Annotated in this window: 13 protein-coding genes and 1 tRNA gene; 7 read left to right on the top strand and 7 right to left on the bottom strand. The window is 71.2% G+C overall.

Going from position 1 to position 14,793, the window contains the following annotated elements:
• Positions 1 to 61: 61 nt before the first annotated feature.
• A complete protein-coding gene (locus ACGFRF_RS20230; protein ID WP_393741732.1) occupies positions 62 to 1,663 on the bottom strand; it encodes a beta-N-acetylhexosaminidase in 1,602 nt (533 codons plus the stop codon).
• 62 nt (positions 1,664 to 1,725) lie between these two features.
• Between ACGFRF_RS20230 and ACGFRF_RS20225 the strand changes: the two genes are divergently transcribed.
• Complete coding sequence (locus ACGFRF_RS20225) at positions 1,726 to 2,607, top strand: DUF4429 domain-containing protein (RefSeq protein ID WP_393741730.1); 882 nt, start codon at positions 1,726 to 1,728, stop codon at positions 2,605 to 2,607.
• A gap of 104 nt (positions 2,608 to 2,711) precedes the next feature.
• Here ACGFRF_RS20225 and ACGFRF_RS20220 read toward each other — a convergent pair whose 3' ends face one another.
• Entirely contained in the window at positions 2,712 to 3,230 is a 519-nt protein-coding gene (locus ACGFRF_RS20220) for a hypothetical protein (RefSeq protein ID WP_393741728.1), read from the bottom strand.
• Positions 3,231 to 3,461: 231 nt separating this feature from the next.
• Positions 3,462 to 5,060 carry a purple acid phosphatase family protein gene (locus tag ACGFRF_RS20215; RefSeq protein ID WP_393741726.1) on the bottom strand — a complete coding sequence of 533 codons (1,599 nt, stop codon included), beginning with the start codon at positions 5,058 to 5,060 and terminating at the stop codon, positions 3,462 to 3,464.
• Between the two features lie 165 nt (positions 5,061 to 5,225).
• Between ACGFRF_RS20215 and ACGFRF_RS20210 the strand changes: the two genes are divergently transcribed.
• Together ACGFRF_RS20210 and glmS are read left to right on the top strand one after the other, a co-directional pair.
• Positions 5,226 to 5,483: a hypothetical protein gene (locus tag ACGFRF_RS20210; RefSeq protein ID WP_393741724.1), complete on the top strand. Its 258-nt coding sequence runs from the start codon at positions 5,226 to 5,228 to the stop codon at positions 5,481 to 5,483.
• 46 nt (positions 5,484 to 5,529) lie between these two features.
• A complete protein-coding gene (gene glmS / locus ACGFRF_RS20205; protein ID WP_393741722.1) occupies positions 5,530 to 7,347 on the top strand; it encodes a glutamine--fructose-6-phosphate transaminase (isomerizing) in 1,818 nt (605 codons plus the stop codon).
• A 122-nt stretch (positions 7,348 to 7,469) separates the two neighbouring features.
• Here the strand turns inward: glmS and ACGFRF_RS20200 are convergent, their stop codons facing one another.
• Together ACGFRF_RS20200 and ACGFRF_RS20195 are read right to left on the bottom strand one after the other, a co-directional pair.
• Positions 7,470 to 8,024: a hypothetical protein gene (locus tag ACGFRF_RS20200; protein ID WP_393741720.1), complete on the bottom strand. Its 555-nt coding sequence runs from the start codon at positions 8,022 to 8,024 to the stop codon at positions 7,470 to 7,472.
• 154 nt (positions 8,025 to 8,178) lie between these two features.
• Complete coding sequence (locus ACGFRF_RS20195) at positions 8,179 to 8,706, bottom strand: universal stress protein (RefSeq protein WP_393741718.1); 528 nt, start codon at positions 8,704 to 8,706, stop codon at positions 8,179 to 8,181.
• A gap of 326 nt (positions 8,707 to 9,032) precedes the next feature.
• Between ACGFRF_RS20195 and ACGFRF_RS20190 the strand changes: the two genes are divergently transcribed.
• The 4 genes from ACGFRF_RS20190 (at position 9,033) to ACGFRF_RS20175 (ending at position 11,837) form a co-directional block, all read left to right on the top strand.
• On the top strand, positions 9,033 to 9,302 hold the full coding sequence (locus ACGFRF_RS20190) for a hypothetical protein (RefSeq protein WP_393741716.1): 270 nt from the start codon (positions 9,033 to 9,035) through the stop codon (positions 9,300 to 9,302).
• Between the two features lie 378 nt (positions 9,303 to 9,680).
• Positions 9,681 to 10,898, top strand: coding sequence for a helix-turn-helix domain-containing protein (locus ACGFRF_RS20185; protein WP_393741714.1), 1,218 nt, complete (start codon positions 9,681 to 9,683; stop codon positions 10,896 to 10,898).
• A gap of 148 nt (positions 10,899 to 11,046) precedes the next feature.
• Positions 11,047 to 11,649 carry an oligoribonuclease gene (gene orn / locus ACGFRF_RS20180; RefSeq protein ID WP_393741712.1) on the top strand — a complete coding sequence of 201 codons (603 nt, stop codon included), beginning with the start codon at positions 11,047 to 11,049 and terminating at the stop codon, positions 11,647 to 11,649.
• A gap of 115 nt (positions 11,650 to 11,764) precedes the next feature.
• A tRNA-His gene (locus tag ACGFRF_RS20175) sits at positions 11,765 to 11,837 on the top strand.
• Between the two features lie 136 nt (positions 11,838 to 11,973).
• Here the strand turns inward: ACGFRF_RS20175 and ACGFRF_RS20170 are convergent.
• Both ACGFRF_RS20170 and ACGFRF_RS20165 read right to left on the bottom strand, forming a co-directional pair.
• Positions 11,974 to 13,029, bottom strand: coding sequence for a LacI family DNA-binding transcriptional regulator (locus tag ACGFRF_RS20170; RefSeq protein ID WP_393741710.1), 1,056 nt, complete (start codon positions 13,027 to 13,029; stop codon positions 11,974 to 11,976).
• 127 nt (positions 13,030 to 13,156) lie between these two features.
• The gene (locus tag ACGFRF_RS20165; RefSeq protein ID WP_393741708.1) at positions 13,157 to 14,599 is read right to left on the bottom strand and encodes a GH1 family beta-glucosidase; all 1,443 of its coding nucleotides are present in this window, start codon (positions 14,597 to 14,599) and stop codon (positions 13,157 to 13,159) included.
• Positions 14,600 to 14,793: the final 194 nt, after the last annotated feature.

Raw genomic sequence — 14,793 nt, 5'->3', positions numbered from 1 at the left:
GGGCCCACAGACGTACGGGCACCCCGCAGTACGGTCCTGCGGGGTGCCCGTCGGCCTTCCGTCAGCTCTTCGGCCAGGAGACCTGCGGCGACCGGTAGTAGCGGATGCCGAGGGCGTCCCAGCGCGGGCCCTGGGCGGCCAGCCGCACCTTGTAGGTGTTCCAGTCGTGGGCGGCCGCCGGCGACCAGCCCAGCTCGGCCGCACCGGCCAGGCGCGGGAACGCCATGTACTCGATGTCGGCGGGCGTCTTCAGGGTCTCCGACCACATGGGTGCCTCGACGCCCCGGATCGCCGAAGCGGGAACCCCGGCCAGATAGGCGCCCGGGTCCCAGTCGTACGCCCGCTTCACCTCGACCACACCCGCCCAGTCCAGGCCGAGCTCGGTGTCCTCGGTGTACTTCATGTCGAGGTAGATCCGGTCGGCCGGGGACAGGATCAGGCCGGTGCCGTGCCGGGCGGCCTCGGCGACCTTGGCCTTCTCCGCCGCGCTGGTGTCGTCCAGGCCCCAGTACTGGGCGAGGGCACCCTCGACGGGGTGGGCGCCGGTGAGCTGGTGCCACCCGATGACCGTCTTGCCGTACCGGGCGACGACCGGCTGCACGCGGTCCATGAACGCCACGTAGTCCGCGTGGCTGGTGGAGTGCGCCTCGTCGCCCCCGATGTGGAGGTAGCGGCCGGGGGTGAGCGCGGCCAGCTCCCGGATCACGTCGTCCACGAAGTCGTAGGTGACCTGCTTGGGCACGCACAGCGAGCTGAAGCCGACCTTGGTGCCGGTGTACAGCGGCGGTGCCACGCCGTCGCAGTTCAGCTCGGCGTAGGAGGCCAGGGCGGCGTTGGTGTGGCCGGGCATGTCTATCTCGGGGACGACCTCCAGGTAGCGGGAGGCCGCGTACCGGACGATCTCCCGGTAGTCGGCCTTGCTGTAAGAGCCGCCCGCGCCGCCGCCGACCTGGGTGGAGCCGCCGTAGGCGGCCAGGCGCGGCCAGGAGTCGATGGCGATGCGCCAGCCCTGGTCGTCACTGAGGTGCAGATGCAGCTCGTTGATCTTGTAGAGGGCCAACTGGTCGATGTAGCGCTTGACCTCGGCGACGGTGAAGAAGTGCCGGGAGACGTCCAGCATCGCGCCGCGGTAGGCGTAGCGGGGGCGGTCCTCGACGGTGCCGCCGGCGATCTGCCAGGGGCCGGGCTGGACGGTCTTGTTCTCGACGGCCGCCGGGAGCAGCTGGCGCAGGGTCTGGACGCCGTGGAAGAGGCCGGCGGGGGTGGCGGCGGTGAGGGTGACGCCGCCGGCGCTGCTGTGCAGCCGGTATCCCTCGGCACCGAAGTCACCCTGTTCCAGGTGGAGTCGGATGCCGCCGGTGCCGTGGTCGGTGAGTGGCAGCGGGTAGCCGGTGGAGGGCCGCAGGATGCCGGCGAGGTACGCGCCGATCCGGCGGACCGCGGCGGAGCCGTCGACCCGGACGCTGGTCGCCCGGGTGATGCGGTAGGGGGTTCCGCCCGGCTTGACGGAGGCGGGTGCCGGGACCACGCGGTCCGGCGGGATCGGTGCGGCGGCGCGCGCCGCGGGGGCCGCGCCGGAGGTGAACACGCCGACCGCCGCCAACAGCAGCAGGGATCCGAGGATGCGGGTCGTTCGGGGAGTCGTGCCGCGGTTCCGTCTCACATGCGCTCCCTTCGGTTCTGGTCGAGACCACTGTCCCGCAGATCCGGTGAAACAATCCCCGCATGGCGGAAATCATCCAGAAGGACGGCACCTGGGTTTTCGACGGCGACGCCCTGCGGCTCACCCCGGGCCGGGACAAGAACGTGAGCCCGCTCCGCCGTGAACTGGGTGAACTCACCGTACCGCTGCGCGCGTTGGCCGGTGTCTCCGTCGAGCAGGGGCGCAGGGCGGGGAGGTTGCGGCTGCGGCTGCGCGACGGCGCCGACCCGCTGCTGCAGGCCACCGGCGGCCGGCTCACCGAGGCGAACGACCCGTATCAGCTGACCGTGGAGCCCGACCGGTACGGCGTCGCGGAGTACGTCGCGGACGAGGTGCGCAACGCGCTGCTGCTGGACGGGGTTCCGCCGGATCCGGTCGCCGAGTACCTGCTGCCGGGTCCGGCACTGCCGGTGTCCGTCTCCGCCGGCGACGGCACGGCGAGCTTCGACGGGGAGCGGGTGCGGCTGGAGTGGAACTGGAAGACGGAGGACGCCAAGGCCGCGACGGGCCCCCGGACCATCCCGCTCGCCAAGATCGTCGGCGTGGAGTGGCAGCCGGCGGCCGGGCTGGAGAACGGGCACGTGCGCTTCGAGGTGCGCGGCGCGCCCGTCACGGCACCGCCCAAGTACGACCCCAACGCGGTGGAGCTGTGGGGTTTCAAGAAGGACCCGCTGATGGCGCTGGTCGCGGCGGCGGTCCAGGCCCGCCTGCCGCACCCGTCGGCCCCGGCCGCCGCGCAGGACACCGTACGCCCCAAGCCGGCGCCGCTCGCGAAGGAGCCGGCCGAGGACGACCACGACGCGCTGCTGCGGCGGCTGCGGGAGCTGGGCGAGCTGCGCCGCGAAGGGGTGCTGACCGACGAGGAGTTCGCCCTGGCCAAGCAGGCGGTCCTCAAGCGGATGTGACGGCTCCGCCTGGTCGATGAGGCGCACCCCCGCCCTGTCCCGGGAGTTCCGGGCGGCGCGGCACTCCCCCGTGGTCCGCCGCCCGGTGCTCTCGGTGATGGGCGCTAGGAGCGGATGACGCGCTCGCAGTCGGCGGCCACCGCGTCCACCGTGTCGGCGATGACCAGATCGTTGCCGGCGCCGCAGGTGACCGTGTCGACGGTCCCGTCGCGCAGGAGGATGATGTCCGAGCCGCTCGAGCCGGCGACCGAGTCACCGCCGGTGCCCGCGTCGACGGTGAGCGCGGCGGTGAGCGGCGTCGTGAAGGCCAGCGAGTCGGCACGGTCGCGCAGGACCGCGGTGAAGTTGGTCAGGTCGGCCGCGGTGCCGCACGTCACCGTGGTCGCGGAGACCGCCCGGCACCCCGGGCCGGCCAGGATGCCGGAGGTGTCGGTGATGCGCAGGACGCCGCCGACGACGTCGACGGTGACACCGTTCTGGGCGCCTGCCAGGGCCGTGAAGGCCAGGCTCGAGCCGTACCGGGTGACCGTCGATCCCGCCGCGGCCGCGGGCGTCGCCAGGGCCAGGGGGAGGGCCAGGGCCACGGCGGCGGCAGGGACCATCGTGCGTATCAGGTGCTTCATGTCCGTCCTCTCTCGAACGAAGGGCACCGGGGGTCCGGGCCCCTCGGCGCCAGTCAAACAGCGAGTGAGTACGCGTGCGCAGTCTGTTACGCCTATCGGGGTGTCCGCCGCCGGGCCCCGCGCCCGGGCCCCCCGCCCCGGGCGCGGCCGGCCGGTGGGCGCAACCCGCCGACGCGGGCGGGGAGTTGCCCCCCCCGGCGGCGCCCGTTCCGGCCTGCCGCGGGGCCGGCCCTACTTCGCCTTGCGGGACACCGTGAAGTGGTCGATGCGGTTGCCGGTCTCGGCGATGCCCGACACCTTCAGCGTGGCCTGCCGGCCCTTCGGCGCGGGGGTGACGTCCACGCGCAGGAAGGAGTAGTCGAGGTAGCGCACCCGGGACCACGCGACGGTCTCGTTCACCTTGCCGTCCTTGGTGTTGACGAACGAGGCCACGGAGTCGGTCTCGTGCTCGTGCCCCTCGTAGGAGTCCGGGGCGGAGAAGGCGTACAGGCTGCGGCCCGCCGCGCCGGCGGTGACGTAGACCACACCCTCGGTCTCCGGGTAGGCCGTGGCGCCGATCGGCAGCTTCTTGGTGACCTTGCCGCCCTTGATGACGTCGGTGCGCTCGTACTGGTGGTTGTGGCCGTTGATGACCAGGTCCACCGTGTACTTCTCGAACAGCGGCACCCACTCCTGGCGCACGCCCCCCTCCGACGCGTGCGCGGTGGAGGTGCAGTAGGCGCAGTGGTGGAAGAAGACCACGATGAAGTCGATGTCCTTGGCGGCCCGGAACTTCTTCAGCTGGCCTTCCAGCCATTTCGTCTGGGTTCCACCGGAGATGCCCAGGTTCGCCGGGATCTCGAAGGAAATGTCGTTGGCGTCCAGGGAGATGACCGCCGTGTTGCCGTAGACGAAGGAGTAGACGCCCGGCAGGTTCCTGGCGTCGGGACCGTTGTCCGGGAGGTTCCAGCGGGCCTCCTCGCCGCCGTAGCCGTTGGGCGAGTACCAGGCCTCCATGTCGTGGTTGCCGTACGCGGGCATCCACGGGACCTGCTTGGCGACCGACTCGGTCTGGTACAGGAACTGGTCCCAGGTGCGCGAGTCGAACCCGGTGTCGGTGGTCTTGCCCGCCCCGGACGGGTCGCCGTAGGCGATGTCGCCGGCGTGCAGGTGGAAGGCCGGGTTCTGGCCGAGGATCAGGGCGTTGTTGGCCAGGCCGTGGTAGCCGACGCCCTCGTCGCCGAACGCCGTGAAGGTGAAGGGCTCCTTGTGGGCGGGAGCGGTCGTGAAGGTGCCCAGCGTGCCCGCCAGGTGCGGCTCGGCCGGGTCGAAGCCCTGGTGGCCGGCGCCGTAGTAGTAGGTCCGGCCGGGGCGCAGATGCGTCAGCTCGGCGTGCACGTAGTACTGGGTGTGGTCGCCGCTGGCGCCGACACCGGCCGGGGTGTACAGGGCGCGGACCTCGGCGTCGATCTTGCGGGAGAGGTCCCAGGGGTGGGCGCCGATGCGGATGAAGGGCTTCTTCACCGCGACCGGGACCTGCCAGGAGACGGTGATCTGGGTGCGCGGGTCGTTGCCGAAGGCGAGGTGGCGGCCGAAGGGGGCGACGAGGGAGCCGTCGACCGACTCGGCCGCGGGGGCGGTGCTCCCCCACTGCCTGAAGGGCGTGGGAGGTACCCCCACGGCCGGCACGGCAGCCTGGGCGGTGGCGCCCGACACGAACGCGCCACCCGTGACGGCGCCCAGGGTGACGGCGCCGCCTCTGATCATGGTGCGCCGCGAGAACCTGGCGCGCAGGTACTCATGCTGCTCGGCCATACTCATGCGCGCGGCCAGCTTCTCGGGTACTCCCATACGAGGTATGTCCATGGCGTCCGAAACTCGTGGGTCCCGGCAACGAGACACAGGACACGGGATGGACAGCGCGCGAACAGGGCACCATAAGAGCTTCAACAGGCGCTTGCCCGAAATCGGGCACGATTCTTGCGAAACGGCGGCCGGTACTCCAGGATCTACCGGGTGCACGACGAACTGGTTGATCATCTGATGCGATCCACGCCCCTGAGCCGGGGCGAGGCGCTGCGGGTGGTCCAGGACGTGCTCGCCTACTTCGACGAGACGACCCAGGAGTTCGTCCGTCGCCGCCACCGCGAACTCCAGGCCCAGGGCCTGGTGAACACGGAGATCTTCGGACGGATCGAGGCGGACCTGAAATACCGGGCGGTGGCGCCGCCGGAGCTGACGCTCAGGCAGCTGCGCCGCATGGTCTACGGCTGAGAACCAGCCGGACCGGACGAGCGACACCCAAGGGATACCTCTATATATGTGCGGAATTGTCGGATACATCGGGAAGCGTGACGTCGCCCCCCTCCTGCTGGAAGGCCTGCAGCGGCTGGAGTACCGCGGCTACGACTCCGCGGGCATCGTCGTCACCTCCCCGAAGACGCCGGGCCTGAAGATGGTCAAGGCCAAGGGCCGGGTGCGCGACCTGGAGGCCAAGGTCCCGGCGCGCTTCAAGGGCACCACCGGCATCGCCCACACCCGTTGGGCCACCCACGGCGCCCCGTCCGACGTGAACGCCCACCCGCACATGTCGGCCGACGACAAGGTCGCCGTCGTGCACAACGGCATCATCGACAACGCCGCCGACCTGCGGCGCAAGCTGGAGGCGGACGGCGTCGAGTTCCTCTCCGAGACCGACACCGAGGTCCTCACCCACCTCATCGCCCGCTCCCAGGCCGAGACCCTGGAGGAGAAAGTCCGCCAGGCCCTGCGCGTGGTCGAGGGCACCTACGGCATCGCCGTGATGCACGCCGACTTCAACGACCGCATCGTGGTGGCCCGCAACGGCTCCCCGGTCGTCCTCGGCATCGGCGAGAAGGAGATGTTCGTCGCATCCGACATCGCCGCCCTGGTCACCCACACCCGGCAGATAGTCACTCTCGACGACGGCGAGATGGCCACCCTCAAGGCCGACGACTTCCGCACCTACACCACCGAGGGCACCCGCACGAGCGCCGAGCCCACCACCGTGGAGTGGGAGGCCGCGTCGTACGACATGGGCGGCCACGACACCTACATGCACAAGGAGATCCACGAGCAGGCCGACGCCGTGGACCGCGTGCTGCGCGGCCGCATCGACGACCGCTTCTCCACCGTGCACCTCGGCGGCCTGAACCTGGACGCCCGCGAGGCGCGCCGGATCCGCCGCGTGAAGATCCTCGGCTGCGGCACCTCGTACCACGCGGGCATGATCGGCGCCCAGATGATCGAGGAGCTGGCCCGCATCCCCGCCGACGCCGAGCCGGCCTCCGAGTTCCGCTACCGCAACGCGGTCGTGGACCCCGACACCCTGTACGTCGCCGTCTCCCAGTCCGGTGAGACCTACGACGTCCTCGCCGCCGTGCAGGAGCTGAAGCGCAAGGGCGCCCGCGTCCTCGGCGTGGTCAACGTGGTCGGCTCGGCGATCGCCCGCGAGGCGGACGGCGGCATCTACGTGCACGCGGGCCCCGAGGTCTGCGTGGTCTCGACGAAGTGCTTCACCAACACCACGGTCGCCTTCGCCCTGCTCGCCCTGCACCTCGGCCGCACCCGCGACCTCTCCGTCCGCGACGGCAAGCGGATCATCGAGGGCCTGCGCAAGCTGCCGCGGCAGATCTCCGAGATCCTGGAGCAGGAGGAGGAGATCAAGAAGCTGGCGGAGGCCTACGCCGACGCCCGCTCGATGCTCTTCATCGGCCGCGTCCGGGGCTACCCGGTGGCCCGCGAGGCCTCCCTGAAGCTCAAGGAGGTCTCCTACATCCACGCCGAGGCCTACCCCGCCTCCGAACTGAAGCACGGCCCGCTGGCCCTCATCGAGCCGGCCCTCCCCACGGTCGCGATCGTCCCCGACGACGACCTGCTGGAGAAGAACCGCGCGGCCCTGGAGGAGATCAAGGCCCGCGAGGGCAAGATCCTCGCCGTGGCCCACCAGGACCAGGAGAAGGCCGACCAGACGATCCTCGTCCCCAAGAACGAGGACGAGCTGGACCCGATCCTGATGGGCATCCCCCTGCAGCTCCTCGCGTACCACACGGCCAAGGCCCTGGGCCGGGACATCGACAAGCCGCGCAACCTCGCCAAGTCGGTCACGGTCGAGTAGCACGCCCGAAGGGGCGCGGGGAACCGCGCGAGCAACCCGGCGCACCGGTACAGGCGCGACAAGAGGACGGACCCCCACGTGTGCCACCCGTCACGTGGGGGTCCTTCCCGTGCCGCTGCGCATCAGCCGGTGGCCGTCACCCCCCGGCCCGCGGCACGCCGAGGAAGCATGGTCGGCCAGTGGGCCAGCGCCGCCGTCGCCGCGTACCAGGCCACCGCCCCGGACGCGACGGCCAGCCAGCCCCCGACCTTGGCGAGAGCGGAACTGTCGGCGAAGGCCGCGACGGCGAGCACGAGCATCGCCAGGAACAGCAGCCCGTGCACGACCTGGCCCAGGGCGTCCCCACCGGCCACGGTCAACGTGAGCGCCACGAGGGCGAACAGAAGCAGGAACAGCCCGGCGGCGTTCGCCGACCCGTGATCCGACACCGCCCAGGTGAACCAGAGGGCGCCGAGAGCCACGTACCCGACGCCGAAGGCGCCGTCACGGAGCACCGACAGGCCGATGAGGAAGAGGGCGACGCCGCCCACGTAGTGGGCCACGGTCACCGCGTCCGACGTGCCCACGCCGTCGATCACGCCGGTCGTGCCGAGTCCGAACGCCAACAGGGTGATGCCCAGGGCGAGTCGGCCGGCCACGGTAGTGCTCACGCTTCCCGCGGAGACGTCATTGTCCACGGCGGGCTCCCTTCATGCATGTGCAGTTGTGCGGTGACCGGTATATGCCCTTCACAAGGGCACAAACCACCTCTACGCGCGAGTAGTTTCGCGCTGCACAAAGGAAGTTGACGATGTGTGAGACGTCACGGGGATGAAGATCACGAAATGACGATCACGGGATGACGATCACGGGCCGCTGCGCCCGCTTGGCGAGCCGCCCCGCGACGGAGCCGAAGATCCGGCCGACGATGCCGTGGGTGGAGCCGACGACGATCGCGTCGGCCTCGTACTCCCGCCCCACCTCTTCGAGTTCGTGGCAGATGTCCCCGCCCCGCTCGACCAGGATCCACGGCACCTCGGCCAGATAGTCCGCGCAGGCCAGCTCCAGCCCGAGGACCTCGGTGCGGTGGTCGGGGACGTCGACGAAGACGGGCGGCTCACAGCCGGCCCACACGGTGGTGGGCAGCCGGTTGGCGACGTGCACGATGATCAGGCCGGACTGGGAGCGGTGGGCCATGCCGATCGCGTAGGCGAGGGCGCGCTCGCTGGAGGTCGAGCCGTCGAAGCCGACGACGACTCCATGCCGGAAGGCGGGGTCGCAGGAAGGGCGCGATTGCGCCGCCGCCAGGGGATCGGCCGCCGTGGGGTCGGCGACCGGCCGCTTGCGGTCCGCGGGTTCGAAGAATTCGTGACCGGCCATGGCTGTCTCGGCGTTGTGATCCTTTATGGGTGGGACGACAGTGTGCGGCGGAAGTGTGCGGCGGAGCTGTGTCCGGGAAACATCTTCCGGACCCCATACCCTCAAGGGTACGGCGGCACGCCTCCTGAGCCCAGATCCCGCGCACGCTCCGTGAGCGGCCCCCGACGTCCGCAGGGGTTCACCGGAGCATGCACGAGCGGCGCCCGTAACGCAATGGTTGCTGCCCCGTACAGGCGGTTTGCTCAGGATTCACAGATGCGCGGCCGGTGACCGTCCCGTCGAACGGGCGTTGTACCGGGGTGAACCACCGCCACAGGGAGTACGAGATGTCCGGACCCCGACCGACCCGCGACCCGCAGCCCGCGCCGGACACCGTGAGTGACGTGATCCGCTGGGCGGCCTTCAGCTGCGTCCTCGTCCCCGTGGTCCTGCTCTGGTACGGCACCTCGCTGGCCGGGGCGGCGGGCACCGCGCTGGGCCTGGCAGCCGTCACGGCCGTCTGCCGGCTGCTGCTGCGCCGCTCCGAGCGGTGTGCCGAGGATTGCGCCACGCAAAGAGGCGGACGTCACACCCGGGGACAGACACCGGTCGACTGACCGGTTTCCGCACCCTCGCGCGCATCTTTTCAGCCAACTTCTGGATATCGACCAGGAGGGGTCCGGACCACCCCCCAACCCCCGTTCCACCTGCACGGAAAGGGTCTACGGACCGCTGCGCACCCTACGCGGTTTGGCCACTGCGACAAGGCGTACTTCCCTCCACGGCCCGTGAGTGCAACCCTTCGTGATCGAATGCTTCACGCCAAGTTGTCATGTCGACAATGTCCGGCGTGTCGAACTGGCCACCGTGAGACCGCGGGAGCCAGTAGATTCGATCTTGACTGTCTTACGGCGGGGGACTCGTGCAGGACCGAGGGGAAACGTGCAGGAGCGACACAACCGAGGAGCCGCGACCACCGAGGGGGGCTTAGCAGGATGAGCCACGACTCCACTGCCGCGCCGGAAGCCGCGGCCCGGAAACTGTCCGGGCGACGCCGCAAGGAGATCGTCGCGGTGCTGCTGTTCAGCGGCGGCCCCATCTTCGAAAGTTCCATTCCGTTGTCGGTGTTCGGGATCGACCGCCAGGACGCCGGAGTGCCGCGCTACCGACTGCTGGTGTGCGCCGGCGAGGAAGGCCCGCTGCGGACCACGGGGGGCCTGGAACTCACCGCGCCGCATGGGCTGGAGGCGATCTCCCGCGCCGGGACGGTCGTCGTACCGGCCTGGCGCTCGATCACCTCGCCGCCGCCGGAGGAAGCGCTCGACGCACTGCGGCGAGCACACGAGGAGGGCGCCCGCATCGTAGGGCTGTGCACGGGCGCGTTCGTGCTCGCGGCGGCCGGACTGCTGGACGGACGCCCGGCGACCACCCACTGGATGTACGCACCGACGCTGGCCAAGCGCTATCCGTCGGTGCACGTCGATCCGCGGGAGCTGTTCGTCGACGACGGCGACGTGCTGACGAGCGCCGGTACGGCCGCGGGCATCGACCTGTGCCTGCACATCGTGCGGACGGACCACGGCAACGAGGCGGCCGGCGCGCTCGCCCGGCGCCTGGTGGTGCCGCCGCGCCGCAGCGGCGGACAGGAGCGCTATCTCGACAGGTCTTTACCCGAGGAGATCGGCGCCGACCCGCTCGCCGAGGTCGTCGCCTGGGCGCTGGAACACCTCCACGAGCAGTTCGACGTGGAGACACTGGCGGCACGCGCCTACATGAGCCGCCGTACCTTCGACCGCCGGTTCCGCTCGCTGACCGGCAGCGCACCGCTGCAGTGGCTGATCACGCAGCGGGTGCTGCAGGCGCAGCGGCTGCTGGAGACGTCGGACTACTCCGTGGACGAAGTGGCGGGCCGGTGCGGTTTCCGCTCCCCCGTCGCGCTGCGCGGGCACTTCCGCCGCCAGCTCGGCTCGTCCCCGGCGGCCTACCGCGCGGCCTACCGGGCCCGCCGGCCGCAGGGCGACAAGCACAGTGACCCGGAGACCCAGGTGTCATCGGCCGGCCAGCAGGCTCCGCCCGCGGGTCTGCCCGGCGGCCCCGGACCGGTGGGCCACGTGCCCGCCGTGCTGCATCCCGACAGCGGCGTGCCGATCCAGAGTCGCCGCACGGCAGCCGGCGCGGTGAGCCTGCTCCCGGGACCGCGCAGCGCCGGCTGAACCTTCGGCCGGGCCTCGCCCTCGAGCCCCGTCAGGCGTCGAGGGCGGGGCCCGGAGCGCCGGCAGCGGGGCCCGGGGACGGCAGCCCCCGGGTCCTGGCCGCGGCAGGGGGCATCCCAAAAGCGCACGCCAGCTTTAGGGTGGTCGCATGAACGATCGCATGGTGTGGATCGACTGCGAGATGACCGGCCTCTCGCTGTCCGACGACGCTCTCATCGAGGTGGCCGCCCTCGTCACCGACTCCGAGCTGAACGTACTCGGCGAGGGAGTCGACATCGTCATTCGTCCGCCGGAGCGGGCGCTTGAGACGATGCCGGAGGTGGTGCGTCAGATGCACACCGCGTCCGGGCTGCTCGCCGAACTGGCGGACGGCACGACGCTGAAGGACGCCGAGGAGCAGGTCCTCGCCTATGTCCGGGAGCACGTCAAGGAGCCCGGCAAGGCCCCGCTGTGCGGCAACTCCGTCGGCACCGACCGCGGCTTCCTGCTGCGGGACATGCCGACCCTGGAGGACTACCTCCACTACCGGATCGTCGACGTCTCCTCGATCAAGGAACTGGCCCGCCGCTGGTACCCGAGGGCGTACTTCAACAGCCCGGAGAAGAACGGCAACCACCGGGCCCTCGCCGACATCCGCGAGTCGATCGCCGAACTGCGCTACTACCGCGAGGCCATCTTCGTCCCGCAGCCCGGCCCGGACTCCGACACCGCGAAGACCATCGCCGCCAAGCACGTGCTGCCCGCGCAGTAACCGCCAAGGGGTCCGCTCGGAGGCCCGCGCGAAAACCTGTGCGCGAGCACCCCTTCGGACCCTGTAGACTTCTTCTCGGCCGGTCGGGGAAACACTCCCCGAACTTCCGGTCATGGTGGGTGTAGCTCAGCTGGTAGAGCACCTGGTTGTGGTCCAGGATGCCGCGGGTTCGAGTCCCGTCACTCACCCTGAGTAATCAGCCGGTGACTCCGTCGCAAGACGGGTCACCGGCTGTTTGCGTTGCGGCGCCCCTGCCCCTGGCCGGGCTCACCCGGCAGGGGCACCGCGGTCATGGAGGCGCGACGGCAGGCATGGCGCCCCCGCTCACGACGACGCCCGTGTCACCAGTTCCGTCGGCAGTACCGCGTGCCGTCGCTCCCGTCCCTGGGACGCGGCCGGTCGGCGGTCGGCTATCTCCGCGAGGAGCAGGTCGATCATGGCCCGGCCCATCTCCTCGATGGGCTGGCGGACGCTGGTGAGCGGCGGGTCCATGTGGCGGGCGATGGCCGAGTCGTCGTAGCCGACGAGCGCCACGTCGTCCGGGATCCGGCGGCCCGCCTCGCGCAGCACCTGGCGGGCGCCGGCCGCCATCACGTCCGAGCCGGCGAAGACAGCGTCCAGGTCGCGGTGGTGGGCCAGCAGGGTCGTCATCGCGCGGCGGCCGCCCTCCTCGGTGAAGTCCCCCGGCTCGATGAGGAGGTCGTCCACCTCGTGGCCCGCGTCGCGCAGGGCCGCGCGGTAACCGTCGACGCGGCGCTGGGCGCCGTAGACGTCCAGGCGGCCGGTGATGTGCGCGATCCGGCGGCGGCCCCGGGACAGCAGGTGCTCCACCGCCGAGCGGGCGCCGCCGTAGTTGTCCGAGTCCACCGAGGTGAGCGTCTCGCCGACCGAGCGCGGACCGCTGATCACGGCCGGGATCTCCAGCTCGGCCAGGAGATCGGGCAGGGGGTCGTCGGCGTGCACCGAGACCAGCAGGACGCCGTCCACCCGGTGGGCCGCCAGGTACTGCGCGAGGCGCTGCCGTTCGCGGTCGCTGCCCGCGAAGATCAGCAGCAACTGCATCTCGGTCTCGGAGAGTTCGGCGCCCACACCGCGCAGCATGTCCGAGAAGTACGGCTCGGCGAAGAAGCGCGTCTCCGGCTCGGGAACGACGAGGGCGATCGCGTCGGTGCGGTTGGCCGCGAGGGCGCGGGCCGCCGTGTTGGGGACGTAGCCCAGTTCGGCGACCGCTGCCTCGACCGCGGCACGGGTGGTGTCACTGACCCGGGGCGAGCCGTTGATCACCCGGGAGACCGTGCCCCGGCCGACACCGGCCCGGGCGGCGACCTCTTCCAGGGTCGGCCGCCGGCCACCCCGGCTCCGCCCTCCGTTGACCGCCATAGTCGTCGCCTTCCGTTCACCGCCGTCAGGCCAGGAATGTAACAGCCGTGGCCCGCGCGACCCCGATGCCATCTTCCCTCGTGCGCGCGGGCCCCATCCCTGTGTCGGGAACGGAATGACCGCGGACTCAGGCCGGCAGGGCGTTCTTCCGGATCACCTCGGTGTACCAGTGCGCGCTCGCCTTGGGGATGCGGCGCTGGGTGGAGTAGTCCACGTAGACGGCACCGAAGCGCTTCGAGTAGCCGTAGGACCACTCGAAGTTGTCCAGCAGGGACCACAGGAAGTAGCCGCGCACGTCGGCCCCGTCGGCGATGGCCCGGCGGACGGCGTCCAGGTGGGAGTGGAGGTAGGCGATCCGCTGCGGGTCGGCGACCCGGCCCTCGGGCGAGATGTAGTCGTCGAAGGCGGCACCGTTCTCGGTGACCATCAGCGGCAGGTGCGGGTGCGAGGCCGCCAGGCCGGTCAGCAGGGTGTGCAGGCCGTTGGCGTCGATGGCCCAGTTCATCGCGGTCAGCTCGTCGTTGGCGAGGTGGAAGGCGACGTCCTCGGAGCCGGTCCACGGGGAGTGGTCGCTCGCGCCGTGGCCGTCGTTGCGGGCGCTGCCCCTGCCGTCGGTGGGCTGGGAGACCACGGTCGGCGAGTAGTAGTTGACGCCGAGCACGTCGATGGGGCGCGAGATCTCCGCCAGGTCGCCGTCCTGCACCAGCTGCCCCCAGTCGACGAGGCGCTCGGTGTCGGCGAGCAGGTCCTCGGGGTAGGCGCCGTCCAGGAGAGGGCCGGTGAAGATCCGGTTGCCGACCGCGTCGATGCGGCGCGCGGCCTCGGCGTCCTCGGGGCTGTCGGTGAGCGGGCGCACCTGGTGCAGGTTGAGGGTGATGGAGGTCTGGGCCGACGCCGGCAGCACCGCGCGCAGCGCCCCCACCGCCTGGCCGTGGGCCAGGTTCAAGTGGTGCGCGGCACGCAGGGTGGCCGCCGGGTCGGTGCGCCCGGGCGCGTGAACGCCGGAGCCGTAGCCGAGGAAGGCCGAGCACCAGGGTTCGTTGAGGGTGGTCCACACGCCGATGCGGTCACCGAGGGCGCGGGCCATGATGTCGGCGTACTCGGCGAAGCGGTGCGCGGTGTCGCGGTGCGGCCAGCCGCCCACGTCCTCCAGCTCCTGCGGCAGGTCCCAGTGGTAGAGCGTGGCGACCGGGGTGATGCCCGCCTGGAGGAGTTCGTCGGTGAGCCTGCGGTAGAAGTCCAGGCCGCGCTCGACGGCGGGTCCGCGGCCGGTGGGCTGGACGCGGGACCAGGAGATGGAGAAGCGGTAGGCCTTCAGGCCCAGGTCCTTCATCAGCGCCACGTCGTCGCGGTACCGGTGGTAGTGGTCGGCGGCGATGTCACCGGTGTCGCCGTTGCGGACCTTGCCGGGGGTGTGGCTGAAGGTGTCCCAGATGGACGGGGTGCGGCCGTCCTCCGCGGCGGCGCCCTCCACCTGGTAGGCGGCGGTGGCGGCGCCCCAGACGAATCCGGCCGGGAAGGAGGTGTCCGATGCCGACCGGGTGGTGGTCTCGGGTCGTACGGCAGTCATGGTGAGAGCGCTCCCAAAGTGGCGTCAGGTGAGGGCGACGGCGGACCGTGGGTCCGGCGGCCGGGGAAAAGGGGGACGGCGCGAGGCGCGCGAGGAGGGGCGGGGAAGGTGCGGCAGGCCGCGGGGCGGGACGACGCCCGGTCCGGTACGGCCCGCGTGCGGGGCGGCCTTGGAGGCGGGTCGTACCGGACGGG

Origin of the sequence: Streptomyces sp. NPDC048521 (assembly GCF_043199855.1) — a bacterium.
Taxonomy (GTDB): Bacteria; Actinomycetota; Actinomycetes; order Streptomycetales; family Streptomycetaceae; genus Streptomyces.
Note: the sequence above shows the minus strand (reverse complement) of the source record. Positions and strands in the feature narration are given on the sequence as shown.

Excerpts from the sequence above, each read along its gene's own strand:
- glmS (WP_393741722.1), top strand. The coding sequence starts at position 5,530 with ATGTGCGGAATTGTCGGATACATCGGGAAGCGTGACGTCGCCCCCCTC.
- ACGFRF_RS20215 (WP_393741726.1), bottom strand. The coding sequence starts at position 5,060 with ATGGGAGTACCCGAGAAGCTGGCCGCGCGCATGAGTATGGCCGAGCAG.
- ACGFRF_RS20220 (WP_393741728.1), bottom strand. The coding sequence starts at position 3,230 with ATGAAGCACCTGATACGCACGATGGTCCCTGCCGCCGCCGTGGCCCTG.
- ACGFRF_RS20225 (WP_393741730.1), top strand. The coding sequence starts at position 1,726 with ATGGCGGAAATCATCCAGAAGGACGGCACCTGGGTTTTCGACGGCGAC.
- ACGFRF_RS20170 (WP_393741710.1), bottom strand. The coding sequence starts at position 13,029 with ATGGCGGTCAACGGAGGGCGGAGCCGGGGTGGCCGGCGGCCGACCCTG.
- ACGFRF_RS20190 (WP_393741716.1), top strand. The coding sequence starts at position 9,033 with ATGTCCGGACCCCGACCGACCCGCGACCCGCAGCCCGCGCCGGACACC.
- ACGFRF_RS20195 (WP_393741718.1), bottom strand. The coding sequence starts at position 8,706 with ATGGCCGGTCACGAATTCTTCGAACCCGCGGACCGCAAGCGGCCGGTC.
- ACGFRF_RS20165 (WP_393741708.1), bottom strand. The coding sequence starts at position 14,599 with ATGACTGCCGTACGACCCGAGACCACCACCCGGTCGGCATCGGACACC.
- orn (WP_393741712.1), top strand. The coding sequence starts at position 11,047 with ATGAACGATCGCATGGTGTGGATCGACTGCGAGATGACCGGCCTCTCG.
- ACGFRF_RS20185 (WP_393741714.1), top strand. The coding sequence starts at position 9,681 with ATGAGCCACGACTCCACTGCCGCGCCGGAAGCCGCGGCCCGGAAACTG.